Raw genomic sequence first — 21568 nt, 5'->3', positions numbered from 1 at the left:
GGGACGATGAGCTAAGAATGTATGTAATCACAACAAATTATGATAAAGAGATAGGTATAGTGCGAATACCCAATTATTAACACTCTTTCTTTTTCCCTTACACCTTTCTTTTTGTTATGCAAAGCAACCGACGACTTTTGAGCATAGTTCATTAAGGTGCGTGTGGGTTCTGGGGGTTTCGTTGAGGGCTTCAAGATGTATGGTTGATGGTAGGGTTCAGGAGTCTCATACAGAGAATTGAAAGTCTGAACCTCTTTACCCTCAACCCTCAGAATTTCACAAAGAGAATTAAAGACTTGAGTATGTTTGGCTGGTGAAAAGTTTATCATACCGCTACGCATAGAAGATGTGCACATATGCCTGTAGAGCGCTACACCTTCACCATCTACTCAGACGAGCCAATCGAGTTTCAGAGCTACTCCGGCTTCGCGGTAAGGGGCCTATTCTTCGACCTCATAAAGAGGGTCTCTAAGGATAAGGCTGAGGAGCTTCACGTGAAGAAGAAGCTGGCACCATACTCCACAACACCCATAGAAGCCTTGGGCTCCGGTTGGGAGGTGGTTTACAGGAGGATGCCGAGGGGTGCTGCGAGGTTCTCGATAACGCTGCTCGACTCAGACCTATCCAACATGATCAGAGAAACCCTCTTCACAGAAGCGCTCACGCTCAAGGGTAGGGAGTGTAGGCTAGCATCCATAGAGTATAGTCAGCTCGACGCCGCTAAGCTCGTTGAGGAGGCTAGGGCTGTGGAGAAGTTCTCGGTAAGGTTCAGAAGCCCAACGTACTTCAGAAGGACGCCTGTGGATGTTGAGAGGCTCTTCCCCTCGGCTAAGAAGGTTAAGGCGCCGACACCAGACCTATATAGGTTGCATCCGCTACCTGACCCAGTGCTCTTCTTCAGAAGCCTCCTCAGACTCTGGCGAGCCTTCTCCGGAGCGTCTACAAAGATACCCGCAGGCGACTTTAAGAATTGGGTCGAGTTGGGCGGCGTAGCCTTATCTGGGTACCCGAATTCGATCAGAACAATCAGAGTCTATGAGCATCCTACAACCAACAAGTGGGTCGTTGGTTTCGTGGGTGAGGTGCACTTCAGCCTACCCAAAGACCTCTACTCGGAGAAGTATGCTAAGGTTGTCGACGCATTGCTCAAGTTCGGCGAGTATACGAATGTAGGCGGCGGTAGGAGCGCTGGCTTAGGTGTAATAAATTATCTAAGCGCTGATCAGGATTAGGAAGTTTAATAAGATGGTAGTAGGTGATTATAGGTGTTGATGTCTACATCTCTATCTGCTGAGGAGAAGAAGCGGATCCTTAAGGCGTTGGAGGAGGATGAGGAGTTTAGGTACGCGGTAGCCGGGCTCATCGGCATCTCCGAGATACTGAAGAGGCTAGATAAGTTGGAAGCGAATCAGGAGAAGCTGTGGCTTGAGGTTAAGGGTCTGAGAGAGAATCAGGAGAAGCTTTGGGAGGGGCAGGAGAAGCTCTGGCTTGAGGTCAAGAGTCTGAGAGAGGGGCAGGAGAAGCTATGGTTGGAGGTCAAGAGTCTGAGAGAGGGGCAGGAGAAGCTATGGTTGGAGGTCAAGAGTCTGAGAGAGGGGCAGGAGAAGATTTGGTTCGAGTTGAGGGATCTTAGGGTGAATGTTGAAAGGTTAACTTTGACCGTTGAAGAGGAGGGTAGGGATGTTATTAGGCATAGGTTAAGGAGTGAGTTGAATGTCGATGTTCCTCTCGATAGGGTGTGGGTCGATGGTAGGGAGGTTAACATCTATGGTGCTGTAGGAGAACTCTGTGTGGTAGGTGAGGCTACGGTCAGATTAGGTGTTAAGCTTTTAGATGAGCTTGAGGAGAAGATCGCCTCCATAAAGGAGAGGAGGCCAGACCTGCTCAGACCTAAGCTGATAAAAGTGGTTTATGCCGACTACGCCATACCCCTAGCTTTAGATGAGGCTAGGGCTAGAGGTATATGGGTTCTCAAGTGGAGCGGCGACTTAACACCCAGAGCAATACACACCCTATAGGACTCCCCGAAGCTACAGGGCTGTGTTTATGAGTAAACATCCGCTTGGCTGTGGCAGGTGCATGTATGATGTTGGAGATATTTGCTCTGCACCAAACTTGTGGTGTAAACGGATTATAAAGCGCTCCTTTCAGACCTCTTAAAGTGGAAGTTCAGCCAGTCTTTCCAGCGTTCTGGAAATTAGAGAAGAGGTAAAAGATCCTGAAAGTTGGGTACACCAACATAGGGCAAAAAGCGTCTGTGAGCTTCTCCTCGACTGAAGTGCCAAAAATAGAATGAATCTCACATAGTAAAATTGAGAGAATGCGGAGGGAGTCTTCTTGGCTCGCTTTCTTACGGATGCTACATGATGGGTTGGGGGGCTAAGGTTAATTTATCTCTCTTTAGTAGGTTGTGTTGAGTCGGTTTGGATTGGCTTCAGATTGATTGGCAGGCGCTTCTGAAGGCGGTTGTCGCCTTGTTTGTTGTAGTTGACCCTATAGGTAATGTGCCCATCTTCATAGGTTTGACGAGGAACCTTAGCCCGGTTCAGAGGAGGCGAACCTTCAGATCAGCAATCGTCGTCTCGGCAGCGCTGCTGCTTGTCTTCGCGTTCGCGGGCCACCTCCTGCTAGCGCTCTTCGGCATATCTGTAGAGAGCTTTAAGATTGCTGGTGGGCTTCTGCTGCTTATAATAGCTATGAAGATCCTTGTGACAGGCTCCTGGGAGGAGAAGGATGTGACGCCTGAGGGTGCTGGAGCGGTGCCTATGGCCTTCCCTTTGCTAGCTGGTCCAGGCGCTATCACTACAACAATAGTTATGCTGCAGATCACCAGCGTAGTCGAAGTCATCTTAGCCGTGATCCTCGTCATCTTACTAACATCTGTCGTGCTCATCTCGATCGAGAAAATCTACCTGTTTCTGGGGGAGACTGGTTCTGCTGTTGCTGCTAGGCTTATGGCCATCTTCATAGCGGCTATAGCCTTTCAGTTTATGATCGAGGGGCTGCGCTTCTACTTCACCTAGAACTCAGCACTAACCCTCCGCCCAACCCTATCTGCATACTTCTCTAAGATAGGTTCGACATCTCTGCTGAGGAACTCTAGGCAGCGCTTCGGCGCATCGCCCACCTGCTCCTTAAAGCCTGCTGAGCCGAGTATAGACTCTAATTCGCTTCTCTGTATCTTGGCTGCTATCCTGCTGTCGCTTGCTAAAAGGTCTATAAGCGGGTTCTCTTCGCCTTCTAAGACCGCTCTCCACGCTTTAAACGAGTATGTTCTGATCAGCTCGTGCATCTCCTGCCTACTCTCCCCCGCTTTAACCAGCCTCATGAGTAGGCGCTCTGTTGCGGAGAACGGAGCGAAGCGTCTGAGGTTCCTTTCGATCACCTTCTCATATATCTGTAGCCCACCCATTATCTTGTCGTAGAGTATGAGTATTTCATCTACGGCCAAGAAGCCCTCTGAGATGATTATCCTTCTGTTCGCTGAGTCATCTAATGTTCGCTCAAGTAGGGTTGAGGAGGCGTTGATGAAAGCTACTTGCGGCAGCACAGCTACGAAACGCGCCAGAGAGCATATCCTCTCACTCGAAACAGGGTTGCGCTTAAAAGGCATAGCAGAGGAGCCTACTTGACGCTCACCTATAGGCTCAGACCACTCACCGAACACAGGCGACTGCATCAACCTAACATCGAAGGCAAACTTATGAGCACTCTGAGCAATAGAAGCTAGTGTAGATAGCAGTAGGAGATCGAGCTTCCTAGGGTATGTTTGGGTTGAGACGAAGTAGGCGTCTAACCCAAGCTTACTCAGAAAAGCTGATTCGAGCTCAATCGGCTCGGAGATGCCTGAGAGCAGCTCTTTGAAGCTCGAGGATGTGCCTACGGAGCCCTTAAGCCCCTTCCCCTTAACCACCTTCTCTAAGAGGAACTCCACGCACCTAATATCGGTTACAAGATCCTGAGCGTACTGAGCCAATCTATAGCCTACTGTGGTCGGCTCGGCTGGCTGTAGGTGTGTCCAACCCAAGCAAGGTAGATCGTGGTATTCTCTGATCTTCTTGGAGGCTGAGTCTAGGCAGTTTACGAGCCTAGTCAAGATTATGTCTAGGGCTGCTCTGATCTTCAAGGCATCAGCATTATCCTCGATGTCGGCTGAGGTTGCGCCTAGATGTATCTTACCGCCGCCTCTCTTGGCCTGCTCAGCGAAGACCCTTACCTCAGCCATCAGGTCGTGTCTGATTTCACGCTCCACTTCGTGCGCCCTCTTTAGATCTACCTTCGAAGCATCAGCGTAAGCCCTTATATCCTCGAGCTCCTCTTGCGTCACAAGCCCCTTCTCAGCCTCCGCTTCAGCCAAAGCGAGCCAGATGCGCCTCCAAGTGGCCCTCGTAGCTACCTCGGAGAAGAGCTGTCTCATCTCATTGCTTCCGTATCGCCAGGTGAATACAGATAGGTAGGTGTTGAAGTCGAACATACCCGCTATACACCATGCTAGGGGGTGGCAGATAAACCCTTGCAACACATATACCTTTATTACAGTGTTGCGGCGACTAGTGTGCTGGGTTGAAGGCTGTGGTTTTAGCGGGTGGGGAGGGGACTAGGTTAAGACCCCTAACGCTCACACGCCCGAAGTCTATGCTACCTTTAGGTCCAGCACCTGTGATCGAGCATCTGATAAAACACTTGGCTAAATGCGGTTTTGGGGAGGTGATCTTAACCGTAGGTTACTTGAGTGATCAAGTTAGAAGCTATTTAGGTGATGGATCAAAGCTTGGTGTGAAGATACACTATTCGGTTGAGCCTGAAGATCTCCTACTAGGCACGGCTGGGAGCGTGAAGATGCTCAGCCACCTCCTCTATGAGCGCTTCCTAGTCGTCCAAGGGGACACATACACGGAGATAGACCTTTCAGAAGCGGTTAAGGCTCATATTAGATGCGGGGCTGATGCCACAATAGTTGTGAGGAGCGTTTCAAACCCCTGGCTCTTCGGCACAGTAGAACACGATAGCGACGGATTCATCACAGGCTTCCAAGAGAAGCCTAGACCAGAGGAGTGCCGCTCAAACAAGGTCAGCACAGGGATATACGTACTTGAACCAGAGGTTCTTGACTTCATAACTCAGCACCCCTGCGATTTCGCGAAGAACGTCTTTCCGAAGATGCTCTCCTCGAGGAAGAGGCTGCTAGCATATGAAGGTGAAGGCTATTGGGTTGATGTAGGCAGTAGAGAGGGATACCTTGAAGCGCAGAAGCGTATTCTGAGGAAGCATATGGAGGAGACCGACACCTCAATATGGATGCTAGGCGAAGCCCACATAGGAAGAGAAGCTAGGTTAGAGGCGCCTCTGCTGATAGGCTCAGGGGTCAGAGTTGAGGACGGTGCGACCGTAGGACCCTATGCAAGCGTTTTGAGCGGGTCAAGAATAGCGGGTAACGCTACGGTGGTTTCATCAACCCTATTTGAGGATGTGTCGGTGGGCAGCGGCTCAAAGATCTTGGAGAGCATAGTAGGTGAGAAAGCATCTGTAGGTGAGGAAGCAACGGTTGAGGAGTCTATAATAGGGCAGGCAGCCCACGTTAAGAGGGGGGTTAAGATAAGGGCGGGTTGCAGAATATGGCCTAATGTCGTGGTAGAGGAGGGTGAGGAGGTTAAGGGCACCGTCCTATTTACGCACGAAAAAACCTTCTACTTTTTCACAGACTACGGCAGATACACAGGCATCTTAGCTTCCTCGATCACATCCTTCCTAGAAGCGGTTACCGTTGTAGAGGCTAAGTCGCTGGAGTTCCACCTATATAGAAGGGACTTTGAACGCTGGATAAGAGATGTCATCCAAGCACCTCTCCTCGCTGAAGAAGTTGCCGCTCTCAGAAAGCAGATGTTAAGAGGCGAAGAGCTTAGAGCTGGGCTGGTCAAGATTGTAAAAGCTTGGCTCAGATATGTGACCGAGGAGAAGACATCCTCTCCCTAAGATCCTCTAAACCTTGGTTGCGTTTTCACCAAATATTGTGGCTTTGCTCCGGATAGGTTAGCGAGAGTTTCTATCAGAAAAGGTTCAGAGGACTATTACCGGAGAGGGATACGGTTAATAATAGGGGTATAGCCACTCAGCTCAAGGGTCTTTGAGTTGCCTACCTTCAAAGTTAACGTAGTGATAGAGAATAAGCCCACCATAAGGGACCCTGAAGGAGAGGTGATTATGAGAGATTTGATGGTAAAGAATGGCTACACTCAGATCAAGGGTGTTAGAGCAGCTAAGCTTCTTAAGATTGTCGTGGAAGCTTCGAACAGTGAGGAAGCAAAGCAGCTCGTCTCGAAGATGTGCGACGAGCTGAGGATCTATAATCCTGTTGTTAGCGTGTGCTCGATTGAGGTGCTGGGTGCCTAGGTATGCGCATAGCCGTCATAGTCTTCCCAGGGAGTAACTGTGACAGAGATGTGCACCACGTGCTTACCGATGTGCTCGGTGTAGAGGCTGATCTAGTCTGGCATGCTGATGGAAACCTAAGTGGGTACGATGGCGTGATCCTACCAGGCGGCTTCTCCTACGGAGACTACCTTAGGGCTGGTGTGATAGCTGCTTTCAGCCCGATTATGCGTGAAGTGAGGAGGATGGCTGAGGAGGGGAAGCCTGTATTAGGCATATGTAACGGCTTCCAGATCCTCGTCGAATCAGGTCTTCTACCGGGTGCGTTGATGAGGAACACAGGGCTAAAGTTCGTGTGCAAATGGGTCAATCTTAGAGTGGAGAATAACGAGACACTCTTCACAAGAAGATACTCACGGGGGCAGGTGCTGCAGATGCCCATAGCGCATAACGAGGGCAGATACTACATTGATCCAGAGGGGCTCAAGGAGTTAAAGGAGCATAACCAGATAGTCTTCCGCTACACAGAGCCAGACGGTACACCGTCTGAAAGATCTAATCCAAACGGCTCTTTAGAGGCTATAGCTGGTGTATGTAACAGAAGGGGTAATGTGCTTGGGCTGATGCCGCACCCTGAAAGAGCCTCAGAAGCGGTTCTAAGCCCATCTGGCTCAACAGACGGTTTAGAGGTCTTTAGGTCGATGCTCGATTTAGGTGGCTGACGCTCTTGGAGAGAGTGAAGCAGCTTAGGTTGAACCTCACAGAAGAGGAGGTGGAGCATCTTAGAAGGGGGCTTGGTAGAGAACCTAGCGACTTGGAGTTGGCTATAGCTGATGCGGAGTGGTCTGAGCACTGCAGCTACAAGTCATCTAAACCCCTCCTGAAGCTTCTCCCTACTCAAGGTAGGCACGTCATCCTCGGACCTGGGTATGATGCTGGTGTGGTTGATGTTGGTGACGGCTACGTTCTGACCGCGCACATAGAGAGCCACAACCACCCCTCTGCCATCGACCCCTATGGTGGGGCTGCCACTGGGGTTGGAGGCATACTTCGCGATATTCTCTGTATGGGGACGCGCCCGATAGCGCTTCTCGATGTGCTCAGATTCGGATCTATCTTAACCAGCAGCCACTCAAGATGGCTCTTTAAGCACGTGGTCAGGGGGATAAGTGACTACGGTAACTGTGTTGGTGTGCCTACTGTTGGTGGAGAGGTTGAGTTCGACGAGTCGTTTGAAAGAAACTGTTTGGTCGATGTGGTCTGCTTTGGTGTGGGGAAGAGAAGCGACCTCGTATTGGCTGAAGCAAGGTACCCTGGTGATTCGATAATATTGGTTGGTGGGTTGACTGGTAGAGATGGGCTGCACGGCTCCTCGTTTGCCTCAGCCGTCTTGACCGAGGAGTCTGAGCAGGAGAGGTCTGCTGTCCAGATACCAGACCCCTTCGCTGAGAAGATGATAATCGAGGCTACACTCGAAGCCTTAGCCACAGGTAGGGTGAGGGGGCTGAAGGATCTAGGCGGAGGCGGATTGAGCTGCGGGCTCTCTGAGATAGCTGATAAGGGGGGAACTGGCGTCGAAGCCGATCTCACGAAGGTACCTTTGCGTGAAGAAGATATGCATCCAATCGAGATCATGATCTCCGAGTCGCAGGAGCGTATGCTATTCGTGGTTCAAGGCGGCTACGAAGAGGAGGTGGCGAAGATCTTCAGGAAATACGGGGTTAGGTATGCGATAATAGGCAAGGTGACAGACGATAAATATGTGACCATAAAGAGGGGTGAGACGGTTCTAACGAAGATAAGAGCAGAACTACTTGCGAACGCGCCCATCATCTACAGAAGCGCCAAGAAGCCAGAGTATATTGAGCAACTAAAAAGGGTTCCTAAACCAGATGAGCCTCACGATCTAGCGCAGACCATACTACAACTCATAAGCCTACCGAACATAGCGTCCAAGCAGTGGGTCTACGAGCAGTACGACCACGAAGTAGGCTTAAGGACGGTCTTCAAACCCGGTCAGACAGGAGCAGCTGTGCTCCGCCTACCCAACGGCAGATTCATAGCGGTCAGAGCGGATGGAAACTCTAAGCACTGCTACCTCGACCCATATAACGGCTCAGCAGGAGTCTTCGCCGAAGCCTGCAGAAACATTTTAGCGGTCGGCACCAAACCGATAGCGATGCTAGACCACCTCCAGTTCGGCGACCCCTCTAACCAAGAAGTCTTCTGGGCGTTCAGCGAATCCGTGAGAGGCATCGCTGACTACGCCAAGAACCTCGACATACCCTGCATAGGCGGTAAGGTGAGCTTTTATAATGAGGATAGGGTTAGCGGTAAAGCGATAAAGCCTACACCAGTGATAGCTGTGATAGGTTTGGCTGATAGCCTCGACGCGCTGACCAGATGCTATTTTGGTGCTGGCACAAGGGTCTTGATATTAGGCGAAACGAGATCCGAATTAGGCGGCTCAGAATACTATGAAGGTATCCACGGTTTGGTAGGAGGGGTTGTGCCTCAAGTAGACTTCGACTACGAGAAGAGGCTGCACAGATGTGTGCTGAAGATCATAAACCTAGGGTTAGCTAAGGCTATTGAAGATGTGTCTAAAGGTGGGCTGGCAGCCACTTTAGCTGAATTGTGCATAAAATCAGGCGTCGGCTTGGTAATAGATCTTTCGAAGGTTCCCAATAGATGCGAGCGGGTTGACGAAATCTTATTCTCTGAGACTCACGGGAGGTTCATAATCGGCGCTGAGAGAGGGAAAGATGATAGAATAAAGAGGATCTGCGCATCCTTCAACATACCCTGCGAAACCATAGGCGAAGTTAAAGGGGGGGAGTTGATCTTCGAGATCGGGGCTAGGGAGATAGAGTTGAAGGTTGAGGAGATGGAGCGCGCTTGGAGGAGCACGATACCTAGGCTGATGGGTGACGAAGTTTGATAAGGGAGAAGTGTGGACTGGCTGCTGTGAGCTCTCGAAATGATACCAATGTACTCCCATTGGTAGTCAATCTGCTGAGGGCGCTCCAACACAGAGGACAAGAAGCCTGGGGCTTGGCTGTGCCGGGTAAGGAGCCATGGCGTATGCTCGGCTTGGTCTCTGAAGGTTTAAGTAAAGCGGCTTCGATCTGCGCAAAGTCACCTTCACCCTACGCTATAGGGCATACAAGGTACTCTACAGTAGGTCGGACAGCGCTTGAGAATGCTCAGCCGCTGATGGTTGGGAGAGATTTCGCTATAGCCCACAACGGAACCATCTCTAACACAGAGGAGATTCTAAGCACCCTCCCCACTGACTATGAGATACCAGCTTGGGCTAGCGACACTCTGATAGTTGGCTATAGACTATACCACCTCCTATCAGAAGCAAACGGTAATTGGTTTAGAGCGTTTGAGGCACTTAGCCCAGAGGTTAACGGAGCGTACTGCTTTGTCATCATAACCAAGAACGGCGACATATATGCTGCTAGAGATGAGAGGGGCTTCAGACCGCTCTGCCTAGGCTGGCACGCCGAAACATCATCCTACATAGTTGCATCCGAGTCCTGCGCACTCTCAGCAGTAGGGGCGGAGTTCATCAGAGATGTGAAGCCGGGTGAGGTTCTTAGGATCACAAAGGGTGCTGTAGAATCACACATCTTCGCTAAGTCTGATAGGGCGGCTCACTGCGCCTTCGAGTACACCTACTTTGCAAACCCGAGCTCCACGCTCGATGGTGTGAATGTTTATGAGGCGCGTAAGAGGCTGGGTAAAGAGCTGGCTAAACTCTATAAAGTGGATGGTGATGTTGTCATACCTGTCCCAGACTCAGCCCGCCCAGCTGCTTTAGGCTTTTCTCAAGTATCCGGCATACCCCTTGAGGAGGGGCTTATGAAGGATCGGTATAGTAAGAAGGGTGGGCTTAGAAGCTTTATTGAGCCAACTTTGAGGAGTAGGCTTGAGATAAACCGCTGGGTTATGCCTGTTGAGCATGTGGTGCTTAGGAAGAATGTTGTGCTTATAGATGACAGCATAGTGAGAGGAACAAGCTCTAAAACGATAATTAAGGCGCTGAGGAGGGCTGGTGCTAAATCAGTCTGTCTGCTTTCAACCTTCCCGCCTATACGCTACCCCTGCTTCGCTGGAATAGACTTCCCAACAAAGGAGGAGCTGATAGCCCACAGAGTAGGCGAAGGAGTGGAGGATCTGGAGGAGATAAACAGGAGGGTAGCGGAAGAAATAGGGGCTGATAGAGTGGGGTACAATACACTAGAAGGGCTCTCTAAAGGCATAGGCATACCACTCTCAGATCTATGCACATCCTGCCACACGGGAAACTACTCCTGCCTAAAGAAGGCACCTCAATATACACAGCGGATGAAGAAGGGGAGATGGTGAAGTGCCTGGTATAATGGGGTTCTACCCCTTCGGCGAGGGTAGAGAAAACTGGGACGCCTCAAGATTCCTCTACTACGGTCTAACAGCACTACAAGGAAGGGGGGAGGCGTGCACAAGCATCGCCCTAATCGACAACGAATCCAAACAGATAAGCGTCCACACAAAGAACTCGCATGTAGAAGAGTTCTACAAACTTCTCTCTGGCAACAAGGTTAGGGGCTACATAGGAGTAGGTCAGGTTTCACCATCTGAAGACGATGGTCTCGTAGAGGTGGAGTCACCTACTAGGCTGGTTCTTGCTGGAGACGGCAAGCCGAGCTACGAAGGAGAAAGAGGTGAAGCCTTCCGCAGACTCGCCGAGAGGCTCTCTACGCTGCTCGCTGAGAAGAATGACCCTTTAGATGCTGCCGCTCAAGTTATTTCAGAAGCTGGTGTCGGCTTCTCCTTCATCGCCTTAACCGAGAATGAGGAGATGATATGCTGCAGAGACCCTCTGGGTGTTAAGCCTCTTGAAGTAGGAGCGGTCGGCTTCGACCTAGGTATAGTATCTTCCGAAAGCGCCGCCTTAGACGTAGTCGGCGCAACACACTCAGGTCCGATCCAAGCTGGCGAATGTGTAGTATTCGACCCTTTAAGCATCAGGAGGCGAAAGCAAGGCATCTCAAACCGAAGAGCATACTGCGCATTCGAATACGTTTATCTAGCTAGAGCAGATTCTTACATAAACGACATACCCATCTACGCTGTGAGAGAGAGGATAGGTGAGGTTCTCGCTGAAGAGAAGGATGTGGAGGGTGATGTTGTTATAGGCGTACCTGAAACAGCCTTACCATTCGCACTCAGCTACTCTAGAAAAAAATCCATCCCTGTGAAGCTGGGGTTTATGAGGACCGGTAGACACGTTAGATCGGCCCTCAAGCCTACTCAATTCGAAAGGCTGATGGGGGTGCAGCTGAAGCTGAATCCGATCAAAGCGGCGATCGATAGTAAGGATATTGTGCTTATAGATGATAGTGTTGTGAGGGGGAATACGTTAAAGAATACGGTGCTTAATCTTAGGAGGAGAGGTGCGAAGAGGGTTCACGTGAGAGTAGGCAGCCCAGCGATCATATCTCACTGCCCCTTCGGCACAGAGGTTCCTCCTATAGATGAGCTCATCGGGAGGGCTTTGTCAGAAGATGAGATCGCTGAGATAATAGGTGCAGACAGCTTCTCATACCTCTCAATAGACGGTTTGGTCAAAGCAATAGGGCTGCCTAAGCACATGCTCTGCCTCGGCTGCTTCACAGGAGAGTACCCGAGCAAGGAGGAGGTTAGATGAAGATACTTGGTGTAGGCTCAGGTGCCAGAGAACACGCAATAGCCAAGAAGCTATCAGAGAGCAGATACAACCCAAAGATCTACTGGGTAGGCGAAAACAGGAACCCTGGGATACTGAGAATATGTGAGAGGAGCGAGGGGGAGTTCATACAAGGCAGCACAACAGACCCCGAATTCGTAGGCTCAACCGCTAAAAGGCTTGGCGTTGACTTCGTCTTCGTAGGCCCCGAGGAGCCGAACTTCCACGGAGTGCCTGATCGCTTAGAGGCGCTGAAGATACCCTGCATAGGCGCTAACAGAAGCGTTGCTCTAATAGAGATGTCGAAGGCAGAGATGAGGCGCCTACAATGGGAGTATGATGTGCCTGGTAAACTCCTCTTCCAGACATTTAAATCGGCTGAAGAAGCCTATGCAACCCTACAGAGGTACTCTGAGACACTCACTTGGCTTCAGAATGTTGCGTTGAAGCCTGCTAGGCAGGCTGGTGGAAAGGGTGTGAAGGTGGTTGAGGATAGGCAGATCTATCTGCACGAGGAGAAACAGAGGTTTAAGTCGAAGCACGTAGGTTGGTTGGAGGGCTACATGCGTGGCTACGGCGATATTGAAGACAAGATTCTTGTTGAGGAGAATGTCTGGGGGCCTGAGTATACGCTGCAGTGCTTCACAGACGGCAAGACGGTACTCGGGATGCCTATGGTGCAGGATAATAAGAATGCCCATGAGTTTGATATAGGGACCGAGACTGGTGGGATGGGCTCTATCTCTGGTCCAGATATGTGCCTACCCTTCCTCACGATGAGCGAATACGAAGCGTCTTTGCGAATAGTTGAGAAGATGGTCTCTGCTATACAGGATAAGACGGGTAAGAGGTATCACGGTGTAGTTGCTGGTCAGATGATGCTTACCGAAGTAGAGGGGCCTACCATAATAGAGATGTATAGTAGGTTAGGCGACCCAGAGGCGCTCAACGTGCTGCATACGTTAAAGAATGATCTAGTTGATGTATGCTTGGCGATAATAGATGAGAGGCTCAGTGGTGTTAGGCTGGAGTTTGGGAATAAGGCGGTGGTTGTGAAAGCGATCGCTCCAAAAGGCTACCCTGATAATAGGCGGCTAGCAGCAGGTCATCCTGTTGAGGTGGATGAAGCTAGGATCGCTGAGGGTGGCTGTGAGCTATTCTGGGCGTCGTGTAGCCTACAGGAAGACGGTAGGATCGTATCGGCGGGCTCAAGGCTCGTAGAGATACTAGCTGCAGACGAAACCCTACCAGAGGCTTCAGCGCGAATAGAGAAGGTCATTTCAGCGGTTAGGTTGGCAGACGGCTGGGGTTTATTCCACCGGAGCGACATAGGTTCTGAGGAGCTATTAAAAAGGAGGGCTGAACTCGCTGAGAGGGTGAGGAGGCTTTACCATTATAGGTTGGAGAAGGGCACGATTGGTAAGAGGGTTGATTGGCTGCCTGGTGTGGGTAAGGTTGATCCTGTGAAGATGCTTAAGGAGGGGTTGAGGAGATGATGGTACCTATAGGTGTGTTGGCTTCAGGTAGGGGAACAAATCTTCAAGCGATAATAGATGCAATAAAATCGGGTTACATAAAGAACGCGGAAATCAAGGTTGTCATAAGCGATAGAGCAGACGCATACGCTCTAGAGAGAGCCAGGGCAGCATCTATACCAGCAGTCTACCTAGACCCAACACCCTATAAGGGGAGGAGGGAGGAGTATGACAGCCTAATCATCAAGACGCTTATAGATCATGGTGTTACACCTGAGGAAGGGCTTGTGCTCCTAGCAGGCTACATGAGGATACTCTCACCTATGTTTATTCAACGCTACAGGATGCGCATAATGAACATCCACCCATCGCTCTTACCCGCCTTCCCTGGGTTGAGGGCGCAGAAGCAAGCCCTCGAATACGGCGTCAAATACACTGGCTGCACGGTTCATTTCGCAGATGAGGAGGTGGATAAAGGTCCTATAATACTCCAAGCAGTGGTTCCTGTGTATGATGACGATACCGAGGAGACGCTCAGCGAGAGAATATTGAAGGAGGAGCATAGAATCTACCCAGAGGCAGTAAAGCTCTTCGTAGAGCGAAGGCTGAAGATTGAAGGTAGGAAGGTGAAGATAATTAAGTAAGAGGAGTGGGCTCATCTCTGACCCTTAAAGGCAACTCATCGACTTCCCCAAAGTAAGTTTCAAAATCACCTACCTTTATTCTCCTGTAACTTTTCATTAACCGACGGTCACCAGAGATCAGATACCTCTTCCCCTCTTCAACAAATCTTCTAATATCCCCATCGGAATAGCTCGATAAGAAATCTATCCCTTTTTCACTTAAAACATAGACTGGAATCTTCGTAGCCAGCTGAATCTTTGCTTTCCTACCAACTACTTCACGCATGTGGAGGGAAGCGCAGCTCCAAGCTAGATCTGCGTACTCCGCTATCTCCTCTGCTCTCTCTTTTTCTATTCCGGTTGTGCAGACTACTAAAGAGATGATGGAAACGCTTTTACTCTCTCCTAGTCTTCTAAGTTCGCTTAAATTTTCACCCAAATACCCATTTACTGTTACAGCAACGTTCTTATAACCGAGCTCCATCGCTTTTCTTACCCCCTCAATCTGATCTATTCTAGCTGTGTCCCGAAAAACGACAAGTCCTCCTACGCCTTCTATTCTTCTTATAATTTCAGGAATAGGCGAAGTGTAGAAAACCCCAGTCATTCTTGCACCAACCCCTTGAACTAACGCGGGGTTGTTGGTCACAATGGTGCCTGCCCCTTCACATACTATCACAGCTGCCTCTACCGTTTTCTTCTCTAAAGCGTACTTCATCATCTCCGAAGCTCCATATGGGACTTCGATACTTTCTCTACACAACTCCCTATTTGGCGTGAAATAACCATATTTTGATATTTTAAGCCAGAGAGCTTCGCAGACTTCTGTTGAATCAAAGTTCCTGAACTTATATAATTTATCGGCAACACGTAAGGGACAGTATTTTAACATTGGCTTTTCTGTTTTTATTATCTTCCCGTGAGAAACCGCCGCCAGAGCACAGCAGATTCTTGTTATATGGAGATCTTTTGGTAACCCTCCACATTCGCTTTCTATTTCTTTCAGAAATTCGTCCAACTTTTCTCTGCCTTTCATCTAATCTTATCTCCCGCTGCTTGTTTTAGCTTCTCCTCTATTATGCCAAGTGAAACCTTCTGCTGATCGATGTGTATGGTCATCTTGGGTGAAAGTATGCTTATCTTTATCGAGCCGAAGCAGCCCGGGTTCTTTCCGCCATAAAGATCCTCCCACTTCAAGTAGTCTTCCACAGTTTTGTAGCATCCAAAGAGGAGAAGATTGTATCTTCCTTCACTTATGCGGTAGGCTAAGGTAATGTGTGGGTCACTTTTAATCTGCTGCATAACGTCCTCTAAAGACCTTCTGACTTCAACCAGCGCTAACACAAGAAGATAGTTGGGTGGAACGAAGAAGTGAGGGAATCTACATAAAGGGTTCAAGATTATGCCGCTGCTCTGCATCTTACTCAGCCTATTGAGAATAGCCTTCCTACTTAACCCCAGCTCCTTTGCCAAAAGGGTCTCGTTAACCCTAACGCCTTCTCCTCTTAGAAGATGCTTTAAGACCCCGATCGCAACCTCATCAAGCTCGTAGCCATTAACTTCAACAAACCCTTGCTCCTTAAACTCTTTTTCGATAAGCTCTATAGGTGTGCTCGGCTCGTACTTGAATATCGCCTTATTCGAGAAGTAGTAGTTGTGGGAAGGCGCTCTTTTACTCCTCTCAGGTATCTTACCCTCAGCCGCTATCCTCTCCCTCCAGAGGTGGTAGTCCCAAACATCTCTATGAAACTCGAAGATCACCATATTGCTCTCACCCTCCCTAACCCTATAGGCTGCGAACACATTCTTATCGTTCCTCAACCAATCTATCGTCTTCTCATCGTAAGGCAAATCAGCATAGGAGATTACAAGAAGAGGGTATTCCTGGAAGAGTGCTTTGAAGGGGAAGACGGGTCTGTCTACTACACCATATTTAAGCAGAGAGGTAACACGATTCCTAATCGTTCTCTTATGCCGCCCAAGCATCTTTGAGAGAGCGGCGATGTTGATTTCTACACCATACCCTGAGCAGACCCTCCTTAGAATCATTAGATCGGTAGCATCATAGACCAGCTGCACTAACTCTCAACACCCTTGACCCGCCAACACTTAAAAACGTTTTACAATCTTAATTCGTTTGACGAATGTGGAGAGAGGCGCCGCCGCTTTAGTACCAAAAGACGAAAAATGGTCTGATTTAAACTAGCTTAGGTTCTGCAAGCCGTGTATCAATTGTTACCAAGGATCCGCTAGGCGCTTTTGCTGCATGAGAATAGGCTTGGGCAAGAAAGACCTTGCCATAGTATTGGGCTACCATACTCGCCGAGGCTCACATATCCTATTCAACTTTCATATTATACTGTTACTTCTCGAAACCATCGCTGTACAAGAGTTGATTTCTTAGATCTGAAACGCTTCGCCTGGTCTAGGTGCGTATGCATCAAACCCGAAGTTCTCTTTAACCGCTTTTGCGAAAGATACGCAAGACTCTTCTTCACCATGAACCATGAGAATCTTTGGGGTGCCCTTAACTTTACGCATCAGATTCATTAACCCGCTTTTGCCGCTGTGGGATGAGAAGTCGAATCTCTTTATCTCTGCCTTAACTTTTGTTGGTCTGCCGTTTACAAGCGCTAGACCTTTTTCAAGGAGGGTTCTTCCTGGTGTTCCTTGGACCTGGTAGGCTACTATCGCTATAGCATTCCTTTCTCTTTGCGCTATCTGTTGGTTGTAGAAGACCGCTGCGCCACCAACCAGCATACCTGCTGGCGAGATTATTACTGAGGGTGTGTTGATGATCTTCTTTCTCTGCTTCCACGATGTCACCACTTCTACGCCGTTTATTGCTTTCCTAAAGGCTCTTGGGTCTCTCAGATACTCTGGGTATCTGAATAGTATCTCATTGGTCTTCAGCGCCATCCCATCCATGTAGATTTGGTAGGGGAAGTTATGCGAGGTTAGTACGCAGGCTATTTCCTGCGCGCGCCCAACCGAGAAGGCTGGTACGAATAGTGTGCCGCCTCGCTCAATGACTTCTTTGGCGTATTCTACGAAGCTCTCCTCCACTTCTTTTCTCGGTGGGTGGTCTTCAGTTGCGTAGGTGCTTTCTGTTACGAGTAGGTCGAGCTCGCCTACTTCGTAGTCAGCACCTCTTAGGAGCTGTGTGTCCTCATCGTTTATGTCCCCTGTGTAGAGTATGCGTTTCCCCTCTCCTTCTAGTAGTATTGAGGTTGAGCCCGGTATATGCCCAGCGTCGTAGAAGGTTACTTCGAAGTCGAAGATCTTCACTTTGTCGTCTGGTCTTATGGTTACGGTCTTCTTCATCATTTCAAGTAGATCTAAGTACTCGAATGGGAGGTAGAAGCCTGAGATTCTGAGGAAGTCTTCTATAAGGAGCCTTGTCAGCTCTAGTGTGAGTGGTGTTGTGTAGGTTCTGGGTCCATCGCTTAGGTAGAAGAGGGGTAGTGCTCCTGAGTGGTCTAGGTGTGCGTGGCTAAGTAGGATGGCATCTACATCTTTAGGCTGCACATGCACCGGGAAGCCTATCTCCTTCTGCACCAAGACTCCGAAGTCGAGGAGGAGGTTTACGCTGCTACTCTTCAGTAGCACAGCTGATCTTCCTACTTCTCTTGCTGAGCCGAGGATCCTTACTTCCATCTTCAGATTACCTTTTATAGGCATCTTTTTGAATAGGTGGTAAGTTAAGTCTTTCGCTAGAGGGTGGTTGGTTGATATTAACCCGCTTCGACGGCTGTAGTCTAATTACTGGCTTCCACGGTATAGGTGCTACGGGGTATTGGACGGTAAAGTATCTTATCCAGCGGCTTATGCCTGAGAGAGCTGTCGTATTCGACTCTGACCTTATCGCGCCTATTTCTTCGACTTTCCAGGGCAGGTTGGTCACACCATACGAGGTCTTCAGAAAGGGTTCACTCGCTATATTAAAGGTGGAGGCGCCTCCATATAAGGATTCTGAGGTGGAGTTCTTCAGAGCAATAGGGGAGTGGATTATTCAGTCTGGTTTTAAGGAGGTTGCGCTTGTTGGTGGTTTGGATTCTAATCTTAGGTACGATGACTCCACTTATCGGATAGCGTATACCTCCAGCTACAAGCCGGTTGGTGAGTTGGAGGAGGCTAAGGTTTTGGAGGATGATCATATCATAGTCGGTCCTGTGGCGATTCTTCTGAACTACTTTGAGGCAAGGGGGTACCCGGCTTTCGCCATATTGGCTTACGCTTCTACTGAGCGAATGGATCCAAGGGCTACTGCTACAGCTGTTAGTGTGCTGTCAAGGTACTATGGGTTTGAGGTTGATGTTTCGACGCTGCTTAGGGGGGCTGAGATCATCGAGTCTGAGCTGCAGAAGGCTCAGGCTAAGGCGAGTAAGGCTGGTGAGTCGATCTATACCTAGGGTGATGCGTAGATAGCGCGTAGCGTTTCTTCAGCGGCCTCTGTTTGCCCTTTTGAGCCTCGTTTACAGTAGTCTAGTAGCTTGATTTTGAGTTTGGTTGCTAGGTTTGTTAGTTTGGTGTGTAGGTGTTTGTTTAGGCAGACCGCTATGATCTGCTTGTATCCGCCTTCCTCTATTATTCTCTTGGCTTCTCTGTGTAGGGTTTTGGTGGGTAGGTTATTTAGGCTAATTGGGTGGAGTGTCTGTGAGATGGGGTAGATTTCTGTGAGCTCTATGGGTATTAGGCGGTAGATTGGCGAAAGATAGAGGAGCTGGTGGTCCTTTACCCCTTGTTGTAGGAGGCGTTTGCAGAAGGGTGCTGCTAGAATCCTCTCTCCACTCGATAGTGTGAAGATGATTAGGGTGCTTTTCTTCTTTGGCTGGTAGTTTCTTCTGATCTTCGCCATTGCTCTCCTTACTTCTGGTCTCCTCAGATCCTCCTTTGTGTAGAGGTAGATGGCTCTCTTTTTGAATAGGGGTGTGCCGTCTTCTAGGAGTTTAGAGTGTTTAGTGAGGTCTTCGAATGCTGACCAGAGCCTGGGGTGGCTTCTGGCTTTCTGTGCCACAGCCTCCCATAGCCTACCATCTACTATGGCTTGTTTGAGCTGCTTGACTTCTGATTGTAGGAGGTAGAGGTTGTGTGTGGCTAGGAGTCTGATGCGCTCCGCTTTCTCTGAGGCTTTTATCTCGTTTACTGTGTGTTGTGTGCATATTGGGCAGGGGCAGGTTAGCTCCGCTAGTTCGTCGAATCTTTGGGTGCCGGTTGGTGTTAGGTAACGGTCGTCTTTTGCGTATAGGATGTAGGAGGCTGAGTCGAAGAGGTCGCAGCCTAAGGCTACTGCTAGGGGCATTGTTAGGGGGTGGCCTGCTCCGAATAGGTGGAGTGGTCTGCTGAGAGGGATGTTCGCTTTAGCTGCGATTATCATCTTGACTAGGTGTCTGTAGTGGTATGATTTCATGACTTCGGTTGGGCTTCCTAGGGCGTGTAGGTCAAAGGGTAGGGTTGATGTGCTCCTAGCGCTTTCCGCTACTAGGTCTGTGAAGAGGCCTCCTTGGATTGGTCCTACCCAGAGGGTGTCGCTTTTCTTCTTTGTTTCTATCGTTTCTTTGGCTGCTTTGAGTGTTTCTTTGACGGTCTGTTCTGCGAAGGCTCGGTTTCTGCTGAAGCCTGTTGGTCTATCTAGCACTACTGCTATGTCTGAGCCTATTTCTTCTTGGAAGGTGGTCATCTTTGCTGGTGTGACATCTACTTCACCGTATTCTAGCACTTGGTATCCTCCTGAGTCTGTCATGATGATGCCGTCGAAGCCTATTATGGAGTGTATGCCTCTTTCCGCTGCTTCTTCTCCTATGCGTTTCAAGGTTATGTAGGCGTTGGTCATCACCGCTTTGAAACCTATCTTTTTGATGGTGTTTAGGTCGATTTCCTGGTTTATTGGGTGGACTACTGGGAGGAGGGCTGGTGTTTCTAGTGCTCCGTGTCTGGTGTGGAGTCTTCCTACTCTGCCTAGTAGGTCGGTTGCTTTGACCTCGAAGCGGCTCAAGGCTGAGTTTGTTTGATTTCTTTTAGGAATTGTTCGTAGACGGTCTTGACTTTCTCTGCCGCTAGTCCTGTTCCTTCTACGCCTTCTGGTGTGACCTTTATCTTCTCCATCACTATGATGGCGCCGATGTCTTCTCTTAGTTTGACCATCCCTGGGAAGACTTTGCTGAGCCTGTCCGCTAGAGCCTTTAGGTCGAAGGGTTTCTCGACTAAGCTGATTTCTTGGATGAATCTTCCGTTTATGATGATTTTGAAGGCTTTTTCTTTAGCGCCAGTAACGTTGTTTAGTATGATGTTTAGGTTTTCGTCCACACCTATCAAGTCTCCTTCGTAGGTTTTGTTATATGTGGTTGAGACGGCTACCCTCTTCCCGATTAATGTGACTACTTCTTCTGCAAAGCGTCTGAAGGCGGTTGCTGCCAGATCTCTACTCACCTCTTCATCTACCATGCTGCAGCATACTATTTGAAAATATTGGCTAGCGGGTCGCTAGTGGCTCATCTTCTCCACCTCTCTTTACTAGCGGCTTATTAACGGGCATCTTGTTTGCTGCGGTATTAAGGGTGTTAAGGTTTAGGTTTGGTCGCTATATTTATAAGGTTTGGTGTGTATCACTTGCTTGTAGCTTGGCGTCCTCTGCTAGGTTAAAGAAGAGCATAATTAGGTTGCTGAAGGAGGATGAGGAGTTTAGGTACACAGTAGCGGGCTTGATAGGTTTAGATGAGGTTCTGAAGAGGTTCGATAAGTATGATGATCTTTTTGCGAAGGTTTTGAGGAGGATGGAGAAGCATTCTGAGGAAATCGTTAAGCTGAGGAGGGAGATGGTTGCTGGATTCAGGAGACACGATGAGCTGCTAGCTAGACACTCCGAAGAGATTACGAGACTTAGGGAGGATATGGTCAAGGGCTTTGCTAAGCACGATGAGTTGTTGGCTAGGCATAGTGAGGTTTTGACGAAGCACTCTGAGGAGCTTGTTAGGTTGAGGGAGGATTTGAAGAGGGGGTTTGAGTTGGTTGAGAGGCGTATTTCTGCTGTGGGTGTGAGGTGGGGTTTGATGGCTGAGGAGGCGTTTAGGGAGGGGTTGAGAGGTGTTTTGGAGAGGGATTTTGGTGTTAGGGTTGAGCGGTGGAGTGGGTTTGATGATGAGGGGTTTGTTTATGGTCATCCTAGTGATGTTGAGGTTGATGTTGCTGTGAGTGATGGTAGGGTTCTTTTGGTTGAGGTTTCTTCTCATGTGAGGCGTTCTGATATTTCTTTGTTTAAGCGTAAGGCTGCTTTTTATGAGAGAAGGTGTGGTCGGGTTCCTGATAGGTTGGTTGTGGTGACGCCTTATGCTGATCAGGATGCTGTTGAGTTGGCTGCTGCTCTTGGTATAGAGGTTCATACGAGG

19 protein-coding genes are annotated in these 21568 nt (G+C 49.2%); 13 read left to right on the top strand and 6 right to left on the bottom strand.

Annotated elements, in window-relative coordinates:
* The first annotated feature begins 356 nt into the window (after positions 1–356).
* The 3 genes from HA494_06855 (at position 357) to HA494_06845 (ending at position 3023) form a co-directional block, all read left to right on the top strand.
* Complete coding sequence (locus HA494_06855) at positions 357–1232, top strand: CRISPR system precrRNA processing endoribonuclease RAMP protein Cas6 (protein NHV97487.1); 876 nt, start codon at positions 357–359, stop codon at positions 1230–1232.
* Between the two features lie 39 nt (positions 1233–1271).
* Entirely contained in the window at positions 1272–2018 is a 747-nt protein-coding gene (locus HA494_06850) for a hypothetical protein (GenBank protein NHV97486.1), read from the top strand.
* Between the two features lie 405 nt (positions 2019–2423).
* The gene (locus HA494_06845; GenBank protein ID NHV97485.1) at positions 2424–3023 is read left to right on the top strand and encodes a MarC family protein; all 600 of its coding nucleotides are present in this window, start codon (positions 2424–2426) and stop codon (positions 3021–3023) included.
* On the opposite strand, the gene HA494_06840 is transcribed toward HA494_06845, so the two are convergent.
* Positions 3020–4474 (bottom strand): adenylosuccinate lyase, encoded by a 1455-nt coding sequence (locus HA494_06840; protein NHV97484.1) that lies wholly within the window; start codon positions 4472–4474, stop codon positions 3020–3022. The genes HA494_06845 and HA494_06840 overlap by 4 nt on opposite strands.
* An 89-nt stretch (positions 4475–4563) precedes the next feature.
* Here HA494_06840 and HA494_06835 point away from each other — a divergent pair, with 89 nt between their 5' ends.
* The 8 genes from HA494_06835 to HA494_06800 all read left to right on the top strand — a co-directional run bounded on the left by HA494_06835 (position 4564) and on the right by HA494_06800 (position 14204).
* The gene (locus tag HA494_06835; GenBank protein ID NHV97483.1) at positions 4564–5973 is read left to right on the top strand and encodes an NDP-sugar synthase; all 1410 of its coding nucleotides are present in this window, start codon (positions 4564–4566) and stop codon (positions 5971–5973) included.
* 156 nt (positions 5974–6129) lie between these two features.
* A complete protein-coding gene (gene purS / locus HA494_06830; GenBank protein NHV97482.1) occupies positions 6130–6390 on the top strand; it encodes a phosphoribosylformylglycinamidine synthase subunit PurS in 261 nt (86 codons plus the stop codon).
* Positions 6391–6392: 2 nt separating this feature from the next.
* Positions 6393–7091, top strand: a complete 699-nt coding sequence (gene purQ, locus HA494_06825; GenBank protein NHV97481.1) for a phosphoribosylformylglycinamidine synthase subunit PurQ — start codon at positions 6393–6395, stop codon at positions 7089–7091.
* Between the two features lie 29 nt (positions 7092–7120).
* Positions 7121–9310, top strand: coding sequence for a phosphoribosylformylglycinamidine synthase subunit PurL (gene purL, locus HA494_06820; GenBank protein NHV97480.1), 2190 nt, complete (start codon positions 7121–7123; stop codon positions 9308–9310).
* Positions 9307–10746, top strand: a complete 1440-nt coding sequence (gene purF, locus HA494_06815; protein NHV97479.1) for an amidophosphoribosyltransferase — start codon at positions 9307–9309, stop codon at positions 10744–10746. Before purL ends, purF begins: the two co-directional genes overlap by 4 nt.
* 1 nt (position 10747) lies before the next feature.
* On the top strand, positions 10748–12067 hold the full coding sequence (locus HA494_06810; GenBank protein NHV97478.1) for an amidophosphoribosyltransferase: 1320 nt from the start codon (positions 10748–10750) through the stop codon (positions 12065–12067).
* Positions 12064–13581, top strand: a complete 1518-nt coding sequence (locus HA494_06805) for a phosphoribosylamine--glycine ligase (GenBank protein NHV97477.1) — start codon at positions 12064–12066, stop codon at positions 13579–13581. The genes HA494_06810 and HA494_06805 overlap by 4 nt, the downstream gene beginning before the upstream one ends.
* Positions 13578–14204 carry a phosphoribosylglycinamide formyltransferase gene (locus HA494_06800; protein NHV97476.1) on the top strand — a complete coding sequence of 209 codons (627 nt, stop codon included), beginning with the start codon at positions 13578–13580 and terminating at the stop codon, positions 14202–14204. Before HA494_06805 ends, HA494_06800 begins: the two co-directional genes overlap by 4 nt.
* On the opposite strand, the gene HA494_06795 is transcribed toward HA494_06800, so the two are convergent.
* The 3 genes from HA494_06795 to HA494_06785 all read right to left on the bottom strand — a co-directional run bounded on the left by HA494_06795 (position 14197) and on the right by HA494_06785 (position 17864).
* Positions 14197–15219 (bottom strand): DUF2099 family protein, encoded by a 1023-nt coding sequence (locus HA494_06795; GenBank protein ID NHV97475.1) that lies wholly within the window; start codon positions 15217–15219, stop codon positions 14197–14199. The two genes, HA494_06800 and HA494_06795, sit on opposite strands and share 8 nt — an antisense overlap.
* Complete coding sequence (locus HA494_06790) at positions 15216–16262, bottom strand: Lrp/AsnC family transcriptional regulator (GenBank protein ID NHV97474.1); 1047 nt, start codon at positions 16260–16262, stop codon at positions 15216–15218. The genes HA494_06795 and HA494_06790 overlap by 4 nt, the downstream gene beginning before the upstream one ends.
* A 321-nt stretch (positions 16263–16583) precedes the next feature.
* Positions 16584–17864 (bottom strand): MBL fold metallo-hydrolase, encoded by a 1281-nt coding sequence (locus HA494_06785; protein NHV97473.1) that lies wholly within the window; start codon positions 17862–17864, stop codon positions 16584–16586.
* 47 nt (positions 17865–17911) lie between these two features.
* Here HA494_06785 and HA494_06780 point away from each other — a divergent pair, with 47 nt between their 5' ends.
* Complete coding sequence (locus tag HA494_06780; protein NHV97472.1) at positions 17912–18595, top strand: proteasome assembly chaperone family protein; 684 nt, start codon at positions 17912–17914, stop codon at positions 18593–18595.
* Here the strand turns inward: HA494_06780 and tgtA are convergent.
* Both tgtA and HA494_06770 read right to left on the bottom strand, forming a co-directional pair.
* Entirely contained in the window at positions 18592–20178 is a 1587-nt protein-coding gene (gene tgtA, locus HA494_06775; GenBank protein ID NHV97471.1) for a tRNA guanosine(15) transglycosylase TgtA, read from the bottom strand. The two genes, HA494_06780 and tgtA, sit on opposite strands and share 4 nt — an antisense overlap.
* Positions 20175–20612, bottom strand: coding sequence for an Lsm family RNA-binding protein (locus HA494_06770; protein NHV97470.1), 438 nt, complete (start codon positions 20610–20612; stop codon positions 20175–20177). The genes tgtA and HA494_06770 overlap by 4 nt, the downstream gene beginning before the upstream one ends.
* Positions 20613–20803: 191 nt before the next feature.
* On the opposite strand from HA494_06770, the gene HA494_06765 reads away from it, so the two are divergent.
* Positions 20804–21568: DUF3782 domain-containing protein (locus HA494_06765; GenBank protein ID NHV97469.1), on the top strand; the 765-nt coding region annotated here is incomplete at its 3' end.

This window comes from Nitrososphaerota archaeon, assembly GCA_011605775.1.
GTDB lineage: Archaea > Thermoproteota > Nitrososphaeria > Nitrososphaerales > JAAOZN01 > JAAOZN01.
This window is presented reverse-complemented; position numbering and strand designations above follow the sequence as displayed.